Source organism: Mesorhizobium sp. M7A.F.Ca.US.010.02.1.1, assembly GCF_004023085.1.
Lineage (GTDB): Bacteria > Pseudomonadota > Alphaproteobacteria > Rhizobiales > Rhizobiaceae > Mesorhizobium.
On sequence record NZ_RZRV01000058.1, the window covers coordinates 1 to 19,148 of the forward strand.

The 19,148-nt window shown below is 61.8% G+C and carries 30 protein-coding genes and 1 pseudogene; all 31 read left to right on the forward strand.

Annotation, left to right across the window (positions count from 1 at the left end):
• A pseudogene (gene tuf / locus EOA19_RS32010) lies at nucleotides 1–185 on the forward strand (elongation factor Tu); the annotation flags it as partial.
• Nucleotides 186–254: 69 nt separating this feature from the next.
• Nucleotides 255–563, forward strand: coding sequence for a 30S ribosomal protein S10 (gene rpsJ / locus EOA19_RS32015; RefSeq protein WP_010909272.1), 309 nt, complete (start codon nucleotides 255–257; stop codon nucleotides 561–563).
• Between the two features lie 61 nt (nucleotides 564–624).
• Complete coding sequence (rplC, locus tag EOA19_RS32020; RefSeq protein ID WP_013531422.1) at nucleotides 625–1,353, forward strand: 50S ribosomal protein L3; 729 nt, start codon at nucleotides 625–627, stop codon at nucleotides 1,351–1,353.
• Entirely contained in the window at nucleotides 1,353–1,973 is a 621-nt protein-coding gene (gene rplD / locus EOA19_RS32025; RefSeq protein ID WP_013531423.1) for a 50S ribosomal protein L4, read from the forward strand. The genes rplC and rplD overlap by 1 nt, the downstream gene beginning before the upstream one ends.
• Nucleotides 1,970–2,263 (forward strand): 50S ribosomal protein L23, encoded by a 294-nt coding sequence (locus tag EOA19_RS32030; RefSeq protein ID WP_013531424.1) that lies wholly within the window; start codon nucleotides 1,970–1,972, stop codon nucleotides 2,261–2,263. Before rplD ends, EOA19_RS32030 begins: the two co-directional genes overlap by 4 nt.
• A gap of 22 nt (nucleotides 2,264–2,285) precedes the next feature.
• Complete coding sequence (gene rplB / locus EOA19_RS32035) at nucleotides 2,286–3,119, forward strand: 50S ribosomal protein L2 (protein ID WP_027026960.1); 834 nt, start codon at nucleotides 2,286–2,288, stop codon at nucleotides 3,117–3,119.
• Nucleotides 3,120–3,135: 16 nt separating this feature from the next.
• Nucleotides 3,136–3,414, forward strand: coding sequence for a 30S ribosomal protein S19 (gene rpsS, locus EOA19_RS32040; RefSeq protein ID WP_006205463.1), 279 nt, complete (start codon nucleotides 3,136–3,138; stop codon nucleotides 3,412–3,414).
• Nucleotides 3,415–3,416: 2 nt separating this feature from the next.
• A complete protein-coding gene (gene rplV, locus EOA19_RS32045) occupies nucleotides 3,417–3,806 on the forward strand; it encodes a 50S ribosomal protein L22 (protein WP_006205462.1) in 390 nt (129 codons plus the stop codon).
• Entirely contained in the window at nucleotides 3,806–4,531 is a 726-nt protein-coding gene (rpsC, locus tag EOA19_RS32050; protein WP_013531426.1) for a 30S ribosomal protein S3, read from the forward strand. Before rplV ends, rpsC begins: the two co-directional genes overlap by 1 nt.
• Before the next feature lie 27 nt (nucleotides 4,532–4,558).
• Nucleotides 4,559–4,972 (forward strand): 50S ribosomal protein L16, encoded by a 414-nt coding sequence (gene rplP, locus EOA19_RS32055; protein ID WP_013531427.1) that lies wholly within the window; start codon nucleotides 4,559–4,561, stop codon nucleotides 4,970–4,972.
• A 13-nt stretch (nucleotides 4,973–4,985) separates the two neighbouring features.
• Complete coding sequence (gene rpmC, locus EOA19_RS32060; protein ID WP_006205459.1) at nucleotides 4,986–5,186, forward strand: 50S ribosomal protein L29; 201 nt, start codon at nucleotides 4,986–4,988, stop codon at nucleotides 5,184–5,186.
• Between the two features lie 11 nt (nucleotides 5,187–5,197).
• Nucleotides 5,198–5,437, forward strand: coding sequence for a 30S ribosomal protein S17 (gene rpsQ / locus EOA19_RS32065; protein WP_010909280.1), 240 nt, complete (start codon nucleotides 5,198–5,200; stop codon nucleotides 5,435–5,437).
• Nucleotides 5,438–5,520: 83 nt separating this feature from the next.
• Nucleotides 5,521–5,889 carry a 50S ribosomal protein L14 gene (rplN, locus tag EOA19_RS32070; protein WP_006205457.1) on the forward strand — a complete coding sequence of 123 codons (369 nt, stop codon included), beginning with the start codon at nucleotides 5,521–5,523 and terminating at the stop codon, nucleotides 5,887–5,889.
• A gap of 12 nt (nucleotides 5,890–5,901) precedes the next feature.
• Complete coding sequence (gene rplX / locus EOA19_RS32075) at nucleotides 5,902–6,216, forward strand: 50S ribosomal protein L24 (RefSeq protein ID WP_013531428.1); 315 nt, start codon at nucleotides 5,902–5,904, stop codon at nucleotides 6,214–6,216.
• Nucleotides 6,209–6,808 (forward strand): 50S ribosomal protein L5, encoded by a 600-nt coding sequence (rplE, locus tag EOA19_RS32080; RefSeq protein ID WP_013531429.1) that lies wholly within the window; start codon nucleotides 6,209–6,211, stop codon nucleotides 6,806–6,808. Before rplX ends, rplE begins: the two co-directional genes overlap by 8 nt.
• A gap of 27 nt (nucleotides 6,809–6,835) precedes the next feature.
• Nucleotides 6,836–7,141 carry a 30S ribosomal protein S14 gene (gene rpsN / locus EOA19_RS32085; protein ID WP_013895695.1) on the forward strand — a complete coding sequence of 102 codons (306 nt, stop codon included), beginning with the start codon at nucleotides 6,836–6,838 and terminating at the stop codon, nucleotides 7,139–7,141.
• Between the two features lie 12 nt (nucleotides 7,142–7,153).
• Complete coding sequence (rpsH, locus tag EOA19_RS32090; RefSeq protein WP_013531431.1) at nucleotides 7,154–7,552, forward strand: 30S ribosomal protein S8; 399 nt, start codon at nucleotides 7,154–7,156, stop codon at nucleotides 7,550–7,552.
• An 89-nt stretch (nucleotides 7,553–7,641) separates the two neighbouring features.
• A complete protein-coding gene (gene rplF, locus EOA19_RS32095) occupies nucleotides 7,642–8,175 on the forward strand; it encodes a 50S ribosomal protein L6 (protein ID WP_013895694.1) in 534 nt (177 codons plus the stop codon).
• 139 nt (nucleotides 8,176–8,314) lie between these two features.
• Nucleotides 8,315–8,674, forward strand: coding sequence for a 50S ribosomal protein L18 (gene rplR / locus EOA19_RS32100; RefSeq protein ID WP_023812084.1), 360 nt, complete (start codon nucleotides 8,315–8,317; stop codon nucleotides 8,672–8,674).
• Nucleotides 8,675–8,805: 131 nt separating this feature from the next.
• Nucleotides 8,806–9,369: a 30S ribosomal protein S5 gene (gene rpsE, locus EOA19_RS32105; RefSeq protein ID WP_006333394.1), complete on the forward strand. Its 564-nt coding sequence runs from the start codon at nucleotides 8,806–8,808 to the stop codon at nucleotides 9,367–9,369.
• Between the two features lie 24 nt (nucleotides 9,370–9,393).
• A complete protein-coding gene (gene rpmD / locus EOA19_RS32110) occupies nucleotides 9,394–9,591 on the forward strand; it encodes a 50S ribosomal protein L30 (protein WP_006205449.1) in 198 nt (65 codons plus the stop codon).
• Nucleotides 9,592–9,613: 22 nt separating this feature from the next.
• Complete coding sequence (gene rplO, locus EOA19_RS32115; RefSeq protein WP_013531434.1) at nucleotides 9,614–10,090, forward strand: 50S ribosomal protein L15; 477 nt, start codon at nucleotides 9,614–9,616, stop codon at nucleotides 10,088–10,090.
• A gap of 192 nt (nucleotides 10,091–10,282) precedes the next feature.
• Entirely contained in the window at nucleotides 10,283–11,623 is a 1,341-nt protein-coding gene (gene secY / locus EOA19_RS32120) for a preprotein translocase subunit SecY (RefSeq protein WP_023812083.1), read from the forward strand.
• Nucleotides 11,620–12,216, forward strand: coding sequence for an adenylate kinase (locus EOA19_RS32125; protein ID WP_023812082.1), 597 nt, complete (start codon nucleotides 11,620–11,622; stop codon nucleotides 12,214–12,216). Before secY ends, EOA19_RS32125 begins: the two co-directional genes overlap by 4 nt.
• Nucleotides 12,217–12,426: 210 nt before the next feature.
• On the forward strand, nucleotides 12,427–12,795 hold the full coding sequence (gene rpsM, locus EOA19_RS32130; protein WP_013531437.1) for a 30S ribosomal protein S13: 369 nt from the start codon (nucleotides 12,427–12,429) through the stop codon (nucleotides 12,793–12,795).
• A gap of 161 nt (nucleotides 12,796–12,956) precedes the next feature.
• Nucleotides 12,957–13,346, forward strand: a complete 390-nt coding sequence (gene rpsK, locus EOA19_RS32135; protein WP_006205444.1) for a 30S ribosomal protein S11 — start codon at nucleotides 12,957–12,959, stop codon at nucleotides 13,344–13,346.
• Between the two features lie 102 nt (nucleotides 13,347–13,448).
• Nucleotides 13,449–14,459, forward strand: coding sequence for a DNA-directed RNA polymerase subunit alpha (locus EOA19_RS32140; RefSeq protein WP_023812081.1), 1,011 nt, complete (start codon nucleotides 13,449–13,451; stop codon nucleotides 14,457–14,459).
• A gap of 104 nt (nucleotides 14,460–14,563) precedes the next feature.
• Nucleotides 14,564–14,995: a 50S ribosomal protein L17 gene (gene rplQ, locus EOA19_RS32145; RefSeq protein WP_013531439.1), complete on the forward strand. Its 432-nt coding sequence runs from the start codon at nucleotides 14,564–14,566 to the stop codon at nucleotides 14,993–14,995.
• Nucleotides 14,996–15,195: 200 nt separating this feature from the next.
• Complete coding sequence (locus EOA19_RS32150) at nucleotides 15,196–16,683, forward strand: DegQ family serine endoprotease (RefSeq protein WP_128305868.1); 1,488 nt, start codon at nucleotides 15,196–15,198, stop codon at nucleotides 16,681–16,683.
• A gap of 47 nt (nucleotides 16,684–16,730) precedes the next feature.
• A complete protein-coding gene (locus EOA19_RS32155) occupies nucleotides 16,731–18,038 on the forward strand; it encodes a replication-associated recombination protein A (RefSeq protein ID WP_023812079.1) in 1,308 nt (435 codons plus the stop codon).
• Between the two features lie 171 nt (nucleotides 18,039–18,209).
• Nucleotides 18,210–19,040, forward strand: a complete 831-nt coding sequence (locus EOA19_RS32160) for an aspartyl/asparaginyl beta-hydroxylase domain-containing protein (protein ID WP_023812078.1) — start codon at nucleotides 18,210–18,212, stop codon at nucleotides 19,038–19,040.
• Nucleotides 19,041–19,148: the final 108 nt, after the last annotated feature.

Consider the following 19,148-nt stretch of genomic DNA (forward strand, 5'->3'; position numbering starts at 1 on the left):
GCACGACCGACGTGCCCGGCATCGTGTCGCTGCCGGAAGGCACCGAGATGGTGATGCCGGGCGACAACATCACGGTCGATGTCGAGCTGATCGTGCCGATCGCCATGGAAGAGAAGCTGCGCTTCGCCATCCGTGAAGGCGGCCGCACCGTCGGTGCCGGCATCGTCGTCACCATCAAAGAGTAATTTGGACTTAAACCGATCTGTCGCGGGCGCGGGAGTTGCCCGCGCCGCGCCAGAACAAGGAAGTGACGCATGAACGGACAGAATATCCGCATCCGCCTTAAGGCGTTTGACCACCGCGTGCTCGACGCCTCGACGAAAGAAATCGTGTCGACGGCCAAGCGTACCGGTGCAAACGTCCGCGGCCCCATTCCGCTGCCGACGCGGATCGAAAAGTTCACGGTCAACCGGTCGCCTCACGTCGACAAGAAGAGCCGCGAGCAGTTCGAGATGCGCACGCACAAGCGTCTGCTCGACATCGTCGATCCGACCCCGCAGACGGTCGATGCTTTGATGAAGCTCGATCTGGCCGCCGGCGTCGACGTCGAGATCAAGCTCTAAGGGAATGAGAGCGCGGTAAGGGGCGGTGCCCCTGGCCCGGAACTCTAAAGGAATTGAACCGATGCGTTCAGGTGTGATTGCAAAAAAGGTGGGAATGACCCGCATCTATAACGATGCCGGGGAACATGTTCCCGTCACCGTTCTCCTGATGGAGAACTGCCAGGTCGTGGCCCAGCGCACGCAAGAGAAGAATGGCTACACCGCCGTTCAGCTCGGCGTTGGCCTTGCCAAGGTGAAGAACACGTCGAAGGCGATGCGCGGCCATTTCGCGACCGCTTCCGTCGAGCCGAAGGCGAAGGTCGCCGAGTTCCGCGTCTCCGCCGACAACATGATCGATGTCGGCGCGGAGATCACCGTCGAGCACTTCGTCGCCGGCCAGAAGGTCGATGTGACGGGCACGACGATCGGCAAGGGTTTTCAGGGCGTCATTAAGCGCCACCACATGGGCGGTGGCCGTGCGACGCACGGTAACTCGGTTTCGCACCGTACGCACGGTTCGACCGGCCAGCGCCAGGACCCGGGCAAGGTGTTCAAGGGCAAGCATATGGCTGGCCACATGGGCGACACCCGTGTCACCACGCAGAATGTCGAGATCGTATCGACCGACGCCGACCGCGGCCTGATCCTGATCCGCGGTGCGGTTCCCGGATCGAAGGGCGCCTGGATCCTGGTCCGCGATGCGGCCAAGGTGGCACTGCCGGCCAATGCGCCGAAGCCTGCCGCGATCCGCGCCGTTGCTGCCGAAAGTGGCGCCAAGAACGAGGCTCCGGCCACAGAGGGAGCGGAATAATGGATCTCAAGATCACAACGCTGGGCGGCAAGGACGCCGGCAAGGTGGAACTCTCCGACGAGATTTTCGGCCTTGATCCGCGCGAAGACATCCTGCAGCGCGTCGTGCGCTGGCAGCTTGCCAAGAAGCAGCAGGGCACGCACAAGACCAAGGGTCGCGCCGAGATCGCGCGCACCGGCGCCAAGATGTACAAGCAGAAGGGTACGGGCCGCGCCCGTCACCATTCGGCACGCGCTCCGCAGTTCCGCGGCGGCGGCAAGGCCCACGGCCCGGTCGTTCGCAGCCACGAGCACGAACTGCCGAAGAAGGTTCGTGCTCTCGGCCTCAAGCATGCTCTCTCGGCCAAGGCCAAGAGCGCGTCGATCATCATCATCGACGAGCTGAAGCTGACCGAGGCCAAGACGAAGGCGCTGATCGCGAATTTCGCGACGCTGGGCCTGACCAACGCTTTGCTGATCGGCGGCGCCGAGCTTGACAAGAACTTCAAGCTGGCGGCGACGAACATCCCCAACATCGACGTGCTGCCCATCCAGGGCATCAACGTCTACGACATTCTGCGCCGCGGCACGCTGGTCCTTTCGAAGGCCGCCGTCGAGGCTCTCGAGGAGCGTTTTAAATGACCGACCTTCGTCATTACGACGTGATCGTCTCGCCGGCGATCACCGAAAAGTCGACCATGGCCTCCGAGCAGAACAAGGTCGTCTTCAACGTCGCCAAGAAGGCGTCGAAGCCGGAAATCAAGGCCGCCGTCGAAGCGCTGTTCGGCGTCAAGGTGATGGCCGTGAACACGCTTGTCCGCAAGGGCAAGATCAAGCGCTTCCGTGGCACGGTTGGCCGCCAGAGCGACGTCAAGAAGGCGGTTGTGACGCTGGCCGATGGTCAGTCGATCGACGTCGCGACGGGTCTCTGAGCAAGGCCGCGAGGACAGAACAATGGCACTGAAAAAATTCAACCCGGTAACGCCCAGCACACGTCAGCTGGTCATCGTCGACCGCTCGGGCCTCTACAAGGGCAAGCCCGTCAAGGGTCTGACCGAAGGCCTGACCAAGTCGGGCGGCCGCAACAATCATGGTCGCATCACCGCCCGCTTCATCGGCGGTGGTCACAAGCGTTCGTACCGCATCATCGACTTCAAGCGCCGCAAGTTCGACGTCGTCGGCACGGTCGAGCGCATTGAGTACGATCCGAACCGCACCGCCTTCATCGCGCTGATCAAGTATGACGATGGCGAGCTGTCCTACATCATCGCTCCGCAGCGTCTGGCTCCCGGCGACAAGATCGTGTCCGGTGAAGCGGTCGACGTGAAGCCGGGCAATGCGATGCCGCTGGCTTCGATGCCGGTCGGCACCATCGTCCACAACATCGAGCTGAAGCCGGGTAAGGGCGCTCAGGTCGCCCGTTCGGCAGGTGGTTATGGCCAGCTGGTCGGTCGTGACCAGGGCATGGCGATCCTGCGCCTCAACTCGGGCGAGCAGCGTGTCGTTCACGGCTCCTGCATGGCCACTGTCGGCGCCGTGTCCAATCCGGACCACGGCAATATCAATGACGGCAAGGCCGGTCGCACGGTTTGGCGTGGCAAGCGCCCGCACAATCGCGGCGTGACCATGAACCCGGTCGACCATCCGCACGGCGGCGGCGAAGGCCGCACCTCGGGTGGCCGCCATCCGGTTTCGCCCTGGGGCAAGCCGACCAAGGGCAAGAAGACGCGGTCCAACAAGGCGACCGACAAGTTCATCCTGCGCTCGCGCCATCAGCGCAAGAGCTAAGAAGAGGTAACGCCAAGTGACTCGTTCGATTTGGAAAGGCCCCTTCATTGACGGCTACCTTCTCAAGAAGGTGGACAAGGTTCGTGAAGGTGGTCGCAATGAGGTGATCAAGATGTGGAGCCGTCGCTCCACCATCCTGCCGCAGTTCGTCGGCTTCACCTTCGGTGTCTACAACGGCCAGAAGCATGTTCCCGTTTCGGTGAACGAGGACATGGTCGGTCACAAGTTCGGTGAATTCGCTCCGACCCGGACCTATTACGGTCACGGCGCGGATAAGAAGGCGAAGAGGAAATAATCATGGGCAAGGCCAAAGCTCCGCGCAGGCTTGCTGATAACGAAGCGCGCGCCGTATTGCGCACGATCCGTATCAGCCCGCAGAAGCTCAACCTCGTTGCCGCGCTGATCCGCGGCAAGAAGGTCGCGACAGCGCTTTCCGATCTCGAATTCTCGGCCAAGCGGATTTCCGGCACGGTCAAGAAGACGCTGGAATCGGCAATCGCCAACGCGGAAAACAACCACGACCTGGATGTCGATGCACTGATCGTGGCGGAAGCCTATGTCGGCAAGTCGATCGTCATGAAGCGGTTCCATGCCCGTGGTCGCGGTCGCGCCAGCCGTATCGAGAAGCCGTTCTCGCACCTCACGATCGTCGTTCGTGAAGTCGAAGAAAAAGGGGAGGCCGCATAATGGGCCAGAAAGTCAATCCGATCGGTCTTCGCCTCGGCATCAACCGCACCTGGGATTCGCGCTGGTTCGCGAACACCGGCGAGTACGGCAAGCTGCTGCATGAGGACATCAAGATCCGCAAGTATCTCGAGAAGGAGCTCAAGCAGGCTGCCATCTCGAAGGTCGTGATCGAGCGTCCGCACAAGAAGTGCCGCGTCACCATCCACGCCGCGCGCCCGGGTCTGATCATCGGCAAGAAGGGCGCCGACATCGAGAAGCTTCGCAAGAAGCTGATGGAGATGACGAAGTCCGAGACGCACCTCAACATCGTTGAAGTGCGCAAGCCGGAAATCGACGCGACCCTGGTCGCCCAGTCGATCGCCCAGCAGCTCGAGCGTCGTATCGCGTTCCGCCGCGCCATGAAGCGTGCCGTTCAATCGGCGATGCGCCTCGGTGCCGAAGGCATCCGCATCAACTGCGCCGGCCGCCTCGGCGGCGCCGAGATCGCGCGCATGGAATGGTATCGCGAAGGCCGCGTGCCGCTGCATACGCTGCGTGCGGACGTCGACTACGGTACGGCCGAAGCGCACACGGCTTATGGCATCTGCGGCGTCAAGGTCTGGGTGTTCAAGGGCGAAATCCTTGAGCATGACCCGATGGCTTCGGAGCGTCGGGCCAGCGAAAGCGATGCAGCGCATGGCGGTGGTGGTGATCGCGAACGCGGTCGTCGTCGCGAAAACGCCTGAGACATTTAGGAATTTGGAGTTAGAACGATGCTGCAGCCAAAGCGCACAAAGTTCCGCAAGCAGTTCAAGGGCCGTATCCATGGTACCGCAAAGGGCGGCACCAACCTGGATTTCGGTGGTTTCGGGCTGAAGGCGCTTGAGCCGAACCGCGTCACCGCACGTGAGATCGAGGCGGCCCGCCGCGCGATCACGCGTGAAATGAAGCGCGCTGGTCGCGTCTGGATCCGTATTTTCCCGGACGTGCCGGTCACTTCGAAGCCGACCGAAGTCCGCATGGGTAAGGGCAAGGGTGCGGTCGACTACTGGGCGGCGCGCGTCAAGCCGGGCCGTATCATGTTCGAGATCGACGGCGTCAATGAAGAAACCGCCCGTGAGGCACTGCGTCTCGGCGCGGCCAAGCTCTCGGTCAAGACGCGCTTCGTGCAGCGCATCGCAGAATAAGGACGGGCTGATCATGAAAGCCGAAGACATCCGGACCAAGACCCAGGACCAGCTGACCGACGACCTGGCCAGCCTGAAGAAGGAGCAGTTCAACCTGCGCTTCCAGAAGGCCACCGGCCAGCTCGAGAAGACCGCGCGCGTGAGACAGGTCCGTAAGGATATTGCGCGTATCAAGACCATCGCTGCGGAAAAGTCCGCGGCTAAGAAGGCTTAAGGACGAAAACCATGCCAAAGCGCATTCTGCAGGGCACCGTCGTCAGCGACAAGAACGAGAAGACGGTTGTCGTCAAGGTCGAACGGCGCTTCACGCATCCCGTGATGAAGAAGACCGTGCGCATGACCAAGAAGTACAAGGCGCACGACGAGAACAACGCCCACAAGGTAGGCGATCAGGTGTTCATCCAGGAATCGAAGCCGATCTCCAAGGACAAGCGCTGGATCGTCGTGTCTTCGGACCAAGCCTGACCTCGGGCGTAAACAACGAATTTTGGACAGACCGGGGAGGGGCTTTGAGCCCATCCCGTTAGAAGAGAAGAAGGCGGCCAGTCATGATTCAGATGCAAACAAACCTCGACGTCGCGGATAATTCCGGCGCCCGTCGTGTCATGTGCATCAAGGTGCTGGGCGGCTCGAAGCGGAAATATGCTTCCGTGGGCGACATCATCGTGGTGTCGATCAAGGAAGCCATTCCGCGCGGCCGCGTGAAGAAGGGCGATGTGATGAAGGCGGTCGTGGTTCGCACGGCCAAGGACATCCGCCGCCCGGACGGCAGCGTGATCCGTTTCGACAAGAACGCGGCCGTTCTCGTCGACAACAAGAAAGAGCCGATCGGCACGCGTATCTTCGGACCGGTTCCGCGCGAACTCCGCGCCAAGAACCACATGAAGATCATCTCGCTCGCGCCTGAAGTGCTGTAAGGAGCCGGACCAATGCAAAAGATTAGAAAAGGCGACAAGGTCGTCGTGCTGGCCGGCAAGGACAAGGGCCGTTCGGGCGAAGTCCTCTCGGTGCAGCCGAAGGAAGACACCGCGCTGGTGCGCGGCGTCAACATGATCCGCCGTCACCAGAAGCAGTCCCAGTCCCAAGAGGGCGGGATCATCACCAAGGAAGCGCCGATCCAGCTGTCGAACATCGCGCTGGCCGACCCCAAGGATGGCAAGCCGACCCGCGTCGGCTTCATCTTCCAGAAGGACGGCAAGAAGGTGCGCGTCGCCAAGCGCTCGGGAGAAGTCATCAATGGCTAAGGCTCAAACCACGAAGCCCAAGGCTGAAAGCAAACAGTCCAAGGCTCAGAACACGCCGCGCCTCAAGCAGGTCTACAACGAGACCATCCGCAAGGCGCTGCAGGAACAGTTCGGCTACGACAACGAGATGCAGGTTCCGCGCATCGACAAGATCGTGCTGAACATGGGCGTTGGCGAAGCGACCGCCGATTCGAAGAAGCCTTCGATCGCGGCCGAAGACCTGGCGATGATCGCCGGCCAGAAGGCCGTCGTCACCCGCGCCCGCAACTCGATCGCCGGCTTCAAGGTCCGCGAGAAGATGCCGATCGGTGCCAAGGTCACGCTGCGCAAGGAACGCATGTACGAGTTCCTCGACCGCCTCGTGAACATCGCACTGCCGCGTGTCCGCGACTTTCGCGGACTGAATCCGAAGAGCTTCGATGGCCGTGGCAACTACGCCATGGGCATCAAGGAACACATCGTGTTCCCGGAGATCAACTACGACAAGGTTGATCAGATCTGGGGCATGGACGTCATCGTTTGTACGACTGCGAAGACGGACGACGAAGCCAGGGCATTGCTCAAGGCCTTCAACTTCCCCTTCCGCCAGTAACGGCAGCGAGAAAAGGAAAAATCTGAAATGGCAAAGACCAGCTCAGTCGAGAAGAACAACAGGCGCCGCAAGCTTGCCGACCAGTACGGTCCCAAGCGGGCTGCGCTCAAGGCGATCATCATGGATCAGTCCAAGCCGATGGAAGAGCGTTTCCGCGCTCAGCTGAAGCTTGCCGCCATGCCGCGCAACTCGGCCAAGATCCGCATCCGCAACCGCTGCGAAGTCACCGGCCGTCCGCGCGCCTACTATCGCAAGCTCAAAGTATCGCGCATCGCGCTTCGTGATCTCGGCAATAACGGCCAGATCCCGGGCCTGGTCAAGTCGAGCTGGTAAGGAGGACATAACATGTCATTGAGCGATCCTCTCGGCGATATGCTGACCCGCATCCGCAACGCGTATGGCCGCAAGAAGTCGAGCGTTTCGACGCCGGCTTCGCGTCTGCGCACCCGCGTCCTCGACGTGCTGAAGGCTGAAGGCTATATCCGCGATTACAGCCAGACCGACTTCGACAACGGCAAGTCCGAAATCGAGATCGAGCTGAAGTATTTCGACGGCGCGCCGGTCGTGCGCGAAATCGCCCGCGTCTCGAAGCCAGGCCGCCGCGTCTATGTTTCGGCCAAGTCGATCCCGCAGGTCGCCAACGGCCTCGGCATCGCCATCCTTTCGACACCGAAGGGCGTGATGGCCGACCATGAAGCACGTGAACAGAACGTCGGCGGTGAGATCCTCTGCCAGATCTTCTGATCTGGCAGTTGACCGCAAAGTGGAATCCGGTCTTCGGATCGTTCCCGAAGACAGAGACCTGAAACAAGAGAAGTGACGAGGACAACAAAATGTCTCGTATTGGAAAGAAACCCGTTTCGCTGCCGCAGGGCGTGACCGCGACCGTCAACGGCCAGACCGTGACGGCGAAGGGCCCCAAGGGTGAGCTGAAGTTCGTGGTGAACGACGAAGTGCTGGTCAAGATGGAAGGCAGCGAGATCGCTGTCCAGCCGCGCGACCAGACCAAGACCGCCCGCTCCAAGTGGGGCATGTCGCGCACGCAGATCGTCAACATCCTGCAGGGCGTCAAGGACGGTTTCGAGAAGAAGCTCGAGATCACCGGCGTCGGCTATCGCGCGGCACTTCAGGGCAAGAACCTGCAGCTGGCGCTTGGCTTCAGCCATGACGTCGTCTATGAGACGCCGGCCGGCATCACCATCACGGTGCCGAAGCCGACCGAAATCACCGTGGCCGGCATCGACAAGCAGCAGGTCGGCCAGGTTGCGGCCGAGATCCGCGAGTATCGTGGTCCGGAGCCCTATAAGGGCAAGGGCGTCCGCTATGCTGGCGAGAAGATCGTCCGCAAGGAAGGCAAGAAGAAGTAGTGGGCCTGGCCTCGAAAAGTCCAAGACTTTTCGGAAAAGGCCAAGCTGGGAAGTGTAACGCCGCGGGGAGCGGTCGCGGGAGGCGCTTTCGCCTACCGCATATGGCGGCCCCCGTTTTTTGAAGGCAAGGAAGACCATCATGGGTACCAAGGAATCTACGCAGCGCCGCGCGCAGCGCGTCCGTCGTCAGATCAAGAAGGTCGCCGGCGAGCGCCCGCGTCTGTCGGTCCACCGCACGTCGAAGAACATCTACGTGCAGGTCATCGACGACGCCAAGGGCCACACCATCGCTGCCGCTTCGACGCTCGAGAAGGACCTCAAGGGTTCGCTCAAGACCGGCGCCGACACCGCCGCCGCGACCGCGATCGGCAAGCTGATCGCCGAGCGCGCCACCAAGGCCGGCGTCAAGGAAGTCGTCTTCGACCGCGGCGCCTACATCTATCACGGCCGCGTCAAGGCGCTCGCCGAGGCTGCCCGCGAAGGTGGCTTGAGCTTCTAAGCATAGTCCCGAAAAGTTGCAGACTTTTCGGATAGGGATTATGCGAAGGAATTGATTTCGCCCCCGGTGACCCACAGAGGCACCGGATCTTATCAGCAACCGTGCTTCCGGAAAAAAACAAGGAACAGGATATGGCACAGGAACGTAGGGATGGCGGCCGCGGCCGCGATCGTGAAGAACGCGATGACGGCATGGTGGACAAGCTCGTCCACATCAACCGCGTCGCCAAGGTCGTCAAGGGCGGCCGTCGCTTCGGTTTTGCAGCACTCGTCGTCGTCGGCGACCAGAAGGGCCGCGTCGGCTTTGGTCACGGCAAGGCGCGCGAAGTGCCGGAAGCCATCCGCAAGGCAACTGAATCGGCCAAGCGCGACATGATCTTCGTGCCGCTGCGCTCGGGGCGTACGCTGCATCACGACGTCGAAGGACGCTGGGGTGCTGGACGCGTGCTGCTGCGCGCCGCCAAGCAAGGTACCGGCATCATCGCCGGCGGCCCGATGCGCGCTGTCTTCGAGACGCTCGGCATGCATGACGTGGTCGCCAAGTCGATGGGTTCGTCGAACCCCTACAACATGGTTCGCGCCACCTTCGACGCGCTGAAGAGCCAGATGCATCCCAAGGATGTGGCTGCTGCTCGCGGCATCAAGTATTCGACCCTTCAGGCCCGCCGCGGCACCGCCGTTGCGGCTGAAGAATAGTCGATCTGACCAGGGATTTTGACCATGGCCAAGAAAGCAACCAAGACCATCACCGTTGAGCAGATCGGTTCGCCGATCCGCCGTCCGAAGGAACAGCGCGCGACGCTGGTCGGCCTCGGCCTCAACAAGATGCACAAGCAGCGCACGCTGGAAGATACGCCCTCCGTGCGCGGCATGATCGCTGCCGTCCAGCATCTCGTCCGCGTCGTGGACGAGGGCTGAGCCAGAGCGCAGGAGAACTCAGATGAAACTCAACGATCTGCGTGACAAGGACGGCGCGACGCACTCCAAGAAGCGTCTCGGCCGTGGTATCGGCTCCGGCTCGGGCAAGACCGGCGGTCGCGGCGTCAAGGGCCAGAAGGCGCGCTCCGGCGTCGCCATCAACGGTTTCGAGGGTGGCCAGATGCCGCTCTACCGGCGCCTGCCGAAGCGTGGCTTTAACAACATCTTCGCCAAGAGCTTCACTGTCGTGTCGCTGGCCCGCATTCAGGTGGCCATCGACGCCAAGAAGCTCGATGCCAAGGCGACCGTGACGGCTGAATCGCTGGTTGCCGCCGGCGTCATCCGCCGCGTCAAGGACGGCGTGCGCATCCTCTCGGATGGCGAGATCAAGGCGAAGCTCGCCTTTGACGTCGCCGGCGCCTCCAAGGCCGCGATCGAGAAGATCGAAAAGGCCGGCGGTTCGGTCAAGCTGCCGCAGGAAAAGGCAGCTGCCGAGTAACGGCAATTTGAAGCGCGATCGGCAAGAGTGGGATCCGTTTTTGCTCACGATTGCGCTTTGATCTGCTCAACGAGGCGGCCGCGTCAACGCGGCCGCTTGCATGTTTAGAGCCCGGAGCTTATCTCGTGAGCTTCGGTGAAACGCGCCGCCTGACCTCAGGGCCATCAAGCGTTACCAAGCGGAGAATCAGGCATGGCTTCGGCTGCTGAACAATTAGCCTCGAATCTGAATTTCTCGGCCTTCGCCAAGGCGGAGGATTTGAAGAAGCGCATCTGGTTCACGATCGGCGCGCTGCTCGTCTATCGCCTCGGCACCTACATCCCGCTTCCTGGTATCAATCCCGACGCCTTCGCCCAGGCCTTCTCTTCGCAGAGCAAGGGCGTGCTTGGCATGTTCAACATGTTCGCCGGCGGCGCCGTGCAGCGCATGGCGATCTTTGCGCTCGGCATCATGCCCTACATCTCCGCGTCCATCATCATGCAGCTGATGACCTCGGTCATCCCGTCACTGGAAGCGCTGAAGAAGGAAGGCGAACAGGGCCGCAAGGTCATCAACCAATACACGCGCTACGGCACCGTGCTGCTTGCGCTGGTTCAGGCCTATGGCATTTCTGTCGGTCTGGAAGGCGGCAACGGCATCGTCAGCGATCCCGGCATGTTCTTCCGCATCTCGACCGTCGTCACGCTGGTCGGCGGCACCATGTTCCTGATGTGGCTGGGCGAGCAGATAACCGCGCGCGGCATCGGCAACGGCATTTCGCTGATCATCTTCTCCGGCATCGTCGCCGGCCTGCCGCACGCCATCTCCGGCACGCTGGAGCTTGGCCGCACCGGCGCGCTGTCGACCGGCCTGATCCTGGCGATCATCGTGCTGGCCGTCGTCGTCATCGCACTCATCGTGTTCTTCGAGCGCGCCCAGCGCCGCTTGCTGATCCAGTATCCGAAGCGCCAGGTCGGCAACCGCATGTTCCAGGGCGATACCTCGCATCTGCCGCTGAAGCTCAACACGTCGGGTGTCATTCCGCCGATCTTCGCCTCGTCGCTGCTGTTGCTGCCGGCCACCGTCGCGGGTTTCTCGCAGACGACCAACATGCCGGCCTGGGCAAGCACCATTCTGGCTGCACTCGGACATGGCCAGCCGCTCTACATGGCATTCTATGCGGCGATGATCGCGTTCTTCGCTTTCTTCTACACTGCGATTGTCTTCAACCCGAAGGACACCGCCGACCAGCTCAAGAAGCATTCAGGCTTCATCCCGGGTTATCGTCCGGGCGAGCGCACCGCCGATTACATCGATTACGTTCTCACCCGCATCACCGTCGTCGGCGCCATCTATCTGGTGCTGGTGTGCCTGCTGCCGGAGTTCCTGATCTCGGCGACTGGCGTACCATTCTACCTTGGTGGCACATCGCTTCTGATCGTGGTCAGTGTCACGCTCGATACGGTTGCGCAGATTCAGGGCCACCTGATTGCGCACCAGTATGAAGGCCTGATCAAGAAGTCGAAGCTGCGCGGGGGGAAGAAAGCCAGATGAGGTTGATATTGCTTGGGCCGCCAGGAGCGGGCAAGGGGACGCAAGCACAAAGACTGGTAGAAAAACACGGCATACCCCAGCTCTCGACGGGCGACATGCTGCGTGCTGCCGTCCAGGCAGGCACCGAAGTCGGCAAGCGCGCCAAGGCGGTGATGGATGCCGGTGAACTGGTGTCCGATGCGATCGTCAACGCGATCGTCGCCGAGCGTATCGATCAGCCCGACTGCGCCAAGGGGTTCATCCTCGACGGCTATCCGCGGACCCTGGTGCAGGCGGATGCGGTCGAGCAGATGCTGTTGGATCGCTCCCAGGCCCTCGACGCCGTCATTGAGCTCGTGGTCGACGACAAGGCTCTGGTTGGCCGGATCGTCAAGCGCGCCGACGAGGCGCAGGCAGCCGGCCTTCCCGTTCGCAAGGACGACAACCCGACGGTGTTCGAAGAGCGCCTGAGGGAATACTACAAGAAGACGTCGCCGCTGATTGGCTACTACTATGCCAAGGGCAAGCTCCGCAGTGTCGACGGCATGGCCGATATCGACGCCGTGACGGAACAGATCGAAGCGGTGCTCAAGGACGCAGTGCGGGGAAATTAACGATTGCACTTGACGGAAGCGGTTCGCTGCGGTATGGCGGCCCGTCTTCCTATCAGGCATGAGCTTTGCTTGTCCGCAAGGGCAAGGCAGCCGCATTGAACTGGAAACTCCCGCATGGGCCGGCCTCCACCGGACGCGGGGCAACTTAAGACAGCGCCGTGCCCGCCTCGTTTTTGAGAATTGGCCGGCCCACATGGAGAAGGGAAGAACATGGCTCGTATAGCCGGCGTCAACATTCCGACCAACAAGCGCGTTGTCATTGCGCTTCAGTACATTCACGGCATTGGCAAGCGGTTCGCCCAGGAGATCGTCGACAAGGTCGGCATCCCGGCCGAGCGCCGCGTCAACCAGCTGACCGACGCGGAAGTGCTGCAGATCCGCGAAACCATCGACCGCGATTACCAGGTTGAAGGCGACCTGCGCCGCGAAGTCTCTATGAACATCAAGCGGCTCATGGACCTCGGCTGCTACCGCGGCCTGCGTCACCGCCGCTCGCTGCCGGTCCGCGGCCAGCGCACGCATACCAATGCGCGCACCCGCAAGGGCCCGGCCAAGTCGATCGCCGGCAAGAAGAAGTAATTTGTTAGGGGAATAAGGGAGTAGGGGAGTAAGGCAGTAGGGAATGCCCATCAATCGGGCCGCACTTTTCCCTACTCCCTTACTGCCCTATTCCCCTACTCCCTTACGAAGGTGGAGCCGCTGGCATTACGGCGGTGTAGAGATCAACTGAAAGGACTATCATGGCCAAGGAAGCCGCTCGTGTTCGCCGTCGCGAACGCAAGAATATCTCGTCGGGCGTTGCCCACGTCAATTCGACCTTCAACAACACGATGATCACCATCACCGACGCGCAGGGCAATTCGATTGCCTGGTCGTCGGCCGGTGCCCAGGGCTTCAAGGGTTCGCGCAAGTCGACCCCGTTCGCTGCCCAGATGGCTGCCGAGGATGTTGCCAAGAAGGCCCAGGAACACGGCATGCGCATGCTCGAAGTCGAGGTCTGCGGGCCCGGCTCCGGTCGTGAATCGGCATTGCGCGCCCTGCAGGCCGCCGGCTTCACCATCACGTCGATCCGTGATGTGACGCCGATCCCGCACAATGGCTGCCGCCCGCGCAAGAAGCGTCGCGTCTAAGCATTTATCGAACGCCGCGCGAGCGCCCTTGGGCGCTCCTCCGCGGCATTCCAGGTCGCCCGCCACGATTGGATGGTGGCGGGTCAACGGAAGGAAAGCATCATGATCCAGAAAAATTGGCAGGAACTGATCAAGCCGAACAAGATCGAGTTCTCGTCGAAGAAGAAGACGCTGACCACGCTGGTCGCCGAGCCTCTCGAGCGTGGCTTTGGCCTGACGCTGGGCAACGCGCTGCGCCGCGTGCTTCTGTCTTCGCTGCGCGGTGCGGCTGTTACCGCCGTGCAGATCGACGGCGTTCTGCATGAATTCTCGTCCATCGCCGGTGTGCGCGAGGACGTGACCGACATCGTCTTGAATATCAAGGAAATCGCCATCCGCATGGAAGGCGATGGTCCCAAGCGCATGGTCGTTCGCAAGCAGGGACCGGGTGCTGTTCTTGCCGGTGACATCCAGACGGTTGGCGACGTCGAGATCCTCAACCCCGACCACGTCATCTGCACGCTGGACGAAGGCGCTGAAATCCGCATGGAATTCACCGTCGACACCGGCAAGGGTTACGTGCCGGCCGACCGCAACCGCGCCGAAGACGCGCCGATCGGCTTGATCCCGGTCGACAGCCTTTATTCGCCGGTCAAGAAGGTCTCCTACAAGGTCGAGAACACCCGCGAGGGTCAGGTTCTCGACTATGACAAGCTGACCATGACGATCGACACCGACGGTTCGATCACCGGCGAGGACGCGGTGGCTTTCGCCGCCCGCATCCTGCAGGACCAGCTCGGCCTGTTCGTCAACTTCGACGAGCCGCAGAAGGAAGTCGCCGCCGAGGCCGTCACCGAGCTCGCCTTCAACCCGGCGCTGCTCAAGAAGGTCGACGAACTCGAGCTTTCGGTGCGTTCGGCCAACTGCCTGAAGAACGACAACATCGTCTATATCGGCGACCTGATCCAGAAGACCGAAGCCGAGATGCTCCGCACCCCGAACTTCGGCCGCAAGTCGCTGAACGAGATCAAGGAAGTCCTGGCGGCGATGGGCCTGCACCTCGGCATGGAAGTGCCGGACTGGCCGCCGGAAAATATCGAAGACCTCGCCAAGCGTTACGAAGACCAATATTGAGCATGAATTCCAAGGATCGGCGGCGTGGGCCGCTCGATCCGACGGTCATGCGGAAAACCATCAGAGGCCACGGCCTCTTGAACAACTGAAGAAGGAAAAGAGCCATGCGCCACGGTTTCAAAGGCCGTCGCTTCGCCCGAAGCATTAGCCATCGCAAGTCGATGTTCGCCAACCTCGCCGTGTCGCTGCTCGAGCACGAGCAGATCGTCACGACCTTGCCGAAGGCGAAGGACCTGCGTCCGATCGTCGAGAAGCTGGTGACGCTCGGCAAGCGCGGCGACCTGCACGCCCGCCGCCAGGTCATTGCGCAGATCGGCAATGAAGGCGTCGTCAAGCGTCTGTTCGATACCATCGCGCCGCGCTACGCCAACCGCAATGGCGGCTATCTGCGCATCATGAAGGCGGGCTTCCGTCACGGTGACAACGCCGCCATGGCTGTCATCGAGTTCGTCGATCGTGACGTCTCGGCCAAGGGCGCAGGCGACCGCGCTCGCATCGAAGCCGAAAGCGCTGACGCGGACGCCGCAGCCGCATAAGGCTCGGTTTTCCCAAATGACTTCAAAGGGGCCTGCGGGCCCCTTTTTTGTTTTCTGAAAGCAGCAAACCGCGGCGGAATCCGATTTCCTGGCTTGGCCCTGGGGTTTTGGCCCAAAATAGTCGGATTTCAGCGGCTTAGCCTTTCATTTTGCACAATCGTCGGGACAATGCCCCCGAACCTGCCTTGGAGGATTCGCGAATGCGCGCCAGAAGACTGCCCTTTGTTCTGCTTTTCGCCGTCATGGCGTTTGCGGCCGCACCGGTGGTCAGGCAAGCATTGGCCGAGGATACCAAGACGGATCCCGGCCTGTCCGATGTGCTGACCGACCTGCTGCATGGCGTGGAAGGCGAAAACGCCACGGCTGGGCCCGATAAGCGCGTACCCTTCGGCCGCGAGGAGGTGCAATTGTCCTTTGCGCCGCTGGTCAAGCAGACAGCGCCGGCGGTGGTCAACGTCTATGCCTCGCAGACCGCCAAGGTGACGTCGCCTTTCGACGGCGATCCGTTCTTCGAGGAATTCTTCGGCCGCTCGCAGCCGCGTGCGCAGTCTTCGCTCGGCTCCGGCGTGCTGGTCGATCCGACCGGCGTCGTGGTCACCAATTACCACGTCATCAAGGATGCCGACCGGGTCAAGGTGGCGACGGCGGACGGACGCGAGTTCGACAGCAAGGTGCTGCTCAAGGACGAGACACTCGACCTCGCCGTGCTCAAGATCACCTCGGACAAGCCGTTTCCGGTTATCGCCATCGGCGATTCCGACGCGCTTGAGGTCGGCGACCTGCTGCTGGCCATCGGCAACCCCTTCGGCGTCGGCCAAACCACCACCAGCGGCATCGTCTCGGCATTGGCCCGCAGCCATATCGGCGTCTCCGATTCCAGCTTCTTCATCCAGACCGACGCCGCCATCAATCCGGGCAATTCCGGCGGTGCGCTGATCAACATGGGCGGCCAGCTGGTGGGCATCAACACCGCCATCTACAGCCGCAGCGGTGGTTCGATCGGCATTGGCTTTGCCATTCCCTCGAATATGGTTCGCGCTTTTGCCGACGCGGCCAAGGCCGGGCTCGACTTCTTCGAGCGGCCCTATGTCGGCGCCGAGTTCGAAGCGGTGACGCCGCAGATCGCCGAATCGCTCGGCATGGAGAAGCCGACCGGTGCGCTGGTCTCGTCGGTCGAAGCGACCGGTCCGGCCGCCAAGGCAGGGCTCAAGCCCGGCGACGTGGTGCTGCAGCTCAACGGCAGGCCGGTCGAGAGCATCGAAGCGCTGGACTACCGGATGGCGACGCTGTCGATCGGCACCACCGCCAATTTCGCGGTTTTGACCAAGGGCCAGCAAGCGGCGATGGATATAGCGCTGGAGCGTGCTCCGGAAGGCATGAAGGCTGCCGAGGTGACGCTGCATGGCCGCAGCCCGTTTTCGGGCGCCAAGGTCGCGGAGCTGTCGCCCCGGCTCGCGCAGCGGCTTGGCCTGCGCACGGACATCAAGGGCGTCACCGTGGTCGACATCAACCGCGATTCTCCGGCCGCCGATTTCGGCTTCCAGCCGGGCGACATCGTGCGTGAGGTGAACGGCACCACCATCGATACCGCGGCGACCCTGGAGCTGGCGGCCAAGACGGATACGCGCTGGTGGCGCTTTACCGTCGAGCGTGGCGGGCAGATAATGCGTCAGGTGTTGCGTTATTAGGGCTGGTTCCGTGCATTCGGGCTCATGCTCCAACGAAAAAGAAGTGCATGGCCGATCTGTTCAGCGTCGATGAACCGGAAAAGACCCCGCCTGGGCGGCCGCTGGCCGACAGGCTGCGGCCGAGAAACCTTGGCGAGGTCGTCGGCCAGGAGCATCTGACCGGCCCTGACGGCGCGCTGACCCGGTTGATCGGTTCCGGCTCGCTCGGCTCGATGATCTTCTGGGGGCCGCCCGGCACCGGCAAGACCACCGTGGCGCGCCTGCTTGCCGGCGAAACCAGCCTGGCCTTCGAGCAGATATCGGCTGTCTTTTCCGGCGTCGCCGACCTGAAAAAGGTGTTCGAAGCGGCCAAATTGCGCCGCACCAATGGCCGCCAGACCTTGCTGTTCGTCGACGAGATACATCGCTTCAACCGTGCCCAGCAAGACAGCTTTCTCCCGGTCATGGAGGACGGGACAGTCGTGCTGGTTGGCGCCACGACCGAAAACCCGTCCTTCGAACTGAATGCCGCTTTGTTGTCGCGCGCGCGCGTTCTGGTCTTCCATTCGCTTGGCGAGGAGAGCATCTCCAAGCTGATGGTGCGGGCGGAGGAGACCGAGGGCAGGGCGCTGCCGCTCGACGACGAGGCGCGGGCCATGCTCATCCGCATGAGCGATGGCGACGGCCGGGCCTCGCTGACGCTCGCGGAAGAAGTCTGGCGGGCAGCCAAACCCGGCGAGGTCTTCGATCCCGAGGGACTGCAGCGCATCGTCCAGCGCCGCGCGCCGATCTACGACAAGGGCCAGGACGGCCATTACAATCTGATCTCGGCGCTGCACAAATCGGTACGCGGTTCAGACCCTGACGCGGCTCTCTACTATCTCGCACGCATGTTCGATGCGGGCGAGGATCCGCTCTATCTAGGCCGCCGGCTGGTGCGCATGGCGATGGAAGACATCGGCCTTGCCGACCCGCAGGCGCTTGTCGTCGCCAATGCCGCCAAGGATGCCTACGACTATCTCGGCTCGCCCGAAGGCGAACTCGCCTTTGCCGAGGCCACCGTCTATCTCGCCACCGCGCCCAAATCCAACGCCGTCTACAACGCTTTCAAGGCTGCCACGCGGGCCGCCAAGGAACATGGCTCGCTGCTGCCGCCCAAGCACATCCTCAACGCGCCGACCAAGCTGATGAAAGCGGAGGATTACGGCGCCGGCTATCGTTACGACCATGACGAGCCGGATGCCTTTTCCGGGCAGGATTATTTTCCGGAGAAGATGGGCCGCCAGACCTTCTATGATCCGCCCGAGCGCGGCTTCGAGCGCGACATCAGGAAGCGGCTCGACTATTGGGCGAAGCTGCGCAAGGAGCGGGAATAGCGGGTTTGCGTGAGGCCGTTGACCAGATCCGCCAGGCAGCCAGCCGGCCACGATAGCAGGGCCGTTGTGTGGTAACCCAAAAAACCTTATCAAGGCGCACGGCCGGGCGGTGGCCGTTGCCTTGATTTGGGCACCTCATTCGCAACAGGATCGCGCTTCGCGCGTGGAAAAATGACAAAAACCCTTCGCAAATCCCTTCGCAAGTTCGCCATTGCCATCCCGCTTCTCGCCCTTGGCTTCTATTTCATTCCCATCCTGACGACGATCTTCATCATCTGCGGCCTGATCGACGTGCTGCGCAACGACCGCAAGGATCTGTCGCTGTTCTCAGGCTATTTTCTCGGCAACGGCCTGTTCACCTGGCTGCTTTCGCCGTTCAATCTGCTGGTCGACCTCATGTGCTACAGAAATCCGGGCGTCTGGAAGCTGGAGCAGTTTCCCGCCGACTATCAGCGCGAGGTCAACGAGGTCCTGGACATCTTCAAAGCGCGCAAGGATGAGATCATTGCCGACATCGACGCCAATTTCGGCGCCGGCCGGCGCGGCATGTATGTCTACCAGTGGTACGGCAAGCACAGGATCGATAATGTCGCCGAGTTCAACAAGGATTTCAAATATATCAAGACCATAGCCGTTTCCGTCTTCAGCAAGCGCGAATCGACGTCCTGGCATTTCGGCCCGCTGCGGCTCAGCCTGCGCATCCTCTACAATCTGATCCCGGTGAAGTCGGAGATTTTCGTCGAGTGCGGCAACGTCAAGAATTACTGGTACGACAATCCGCTGTTCATCTTCGACGACACGCTGCTGCATCGCTCGGTCAACGAGTATGACGGCCGCCGCTACTGCGTGTTCATGGACATTATCAGGCCGTCTCCGGTTCCCCGTCTCATCGCGGGCATGCTCGCCATCGTCTCGGTCAGCGTCGAGCGCATCAATTCCATGTTCTACAAGAACTGGAAGATGATCGGCTCGACCAAGCCGAAAAATGCCGGGACGACCTGAGCTTTAGAGAACCGGCGCTGCCGGCGGCATTTGGGTGCTCCGCATGTGAGATTTGGCCCATCCTTGTGGCCGCTCATGCGCCGGAACGGCTCCTGGCTGCATGAACGG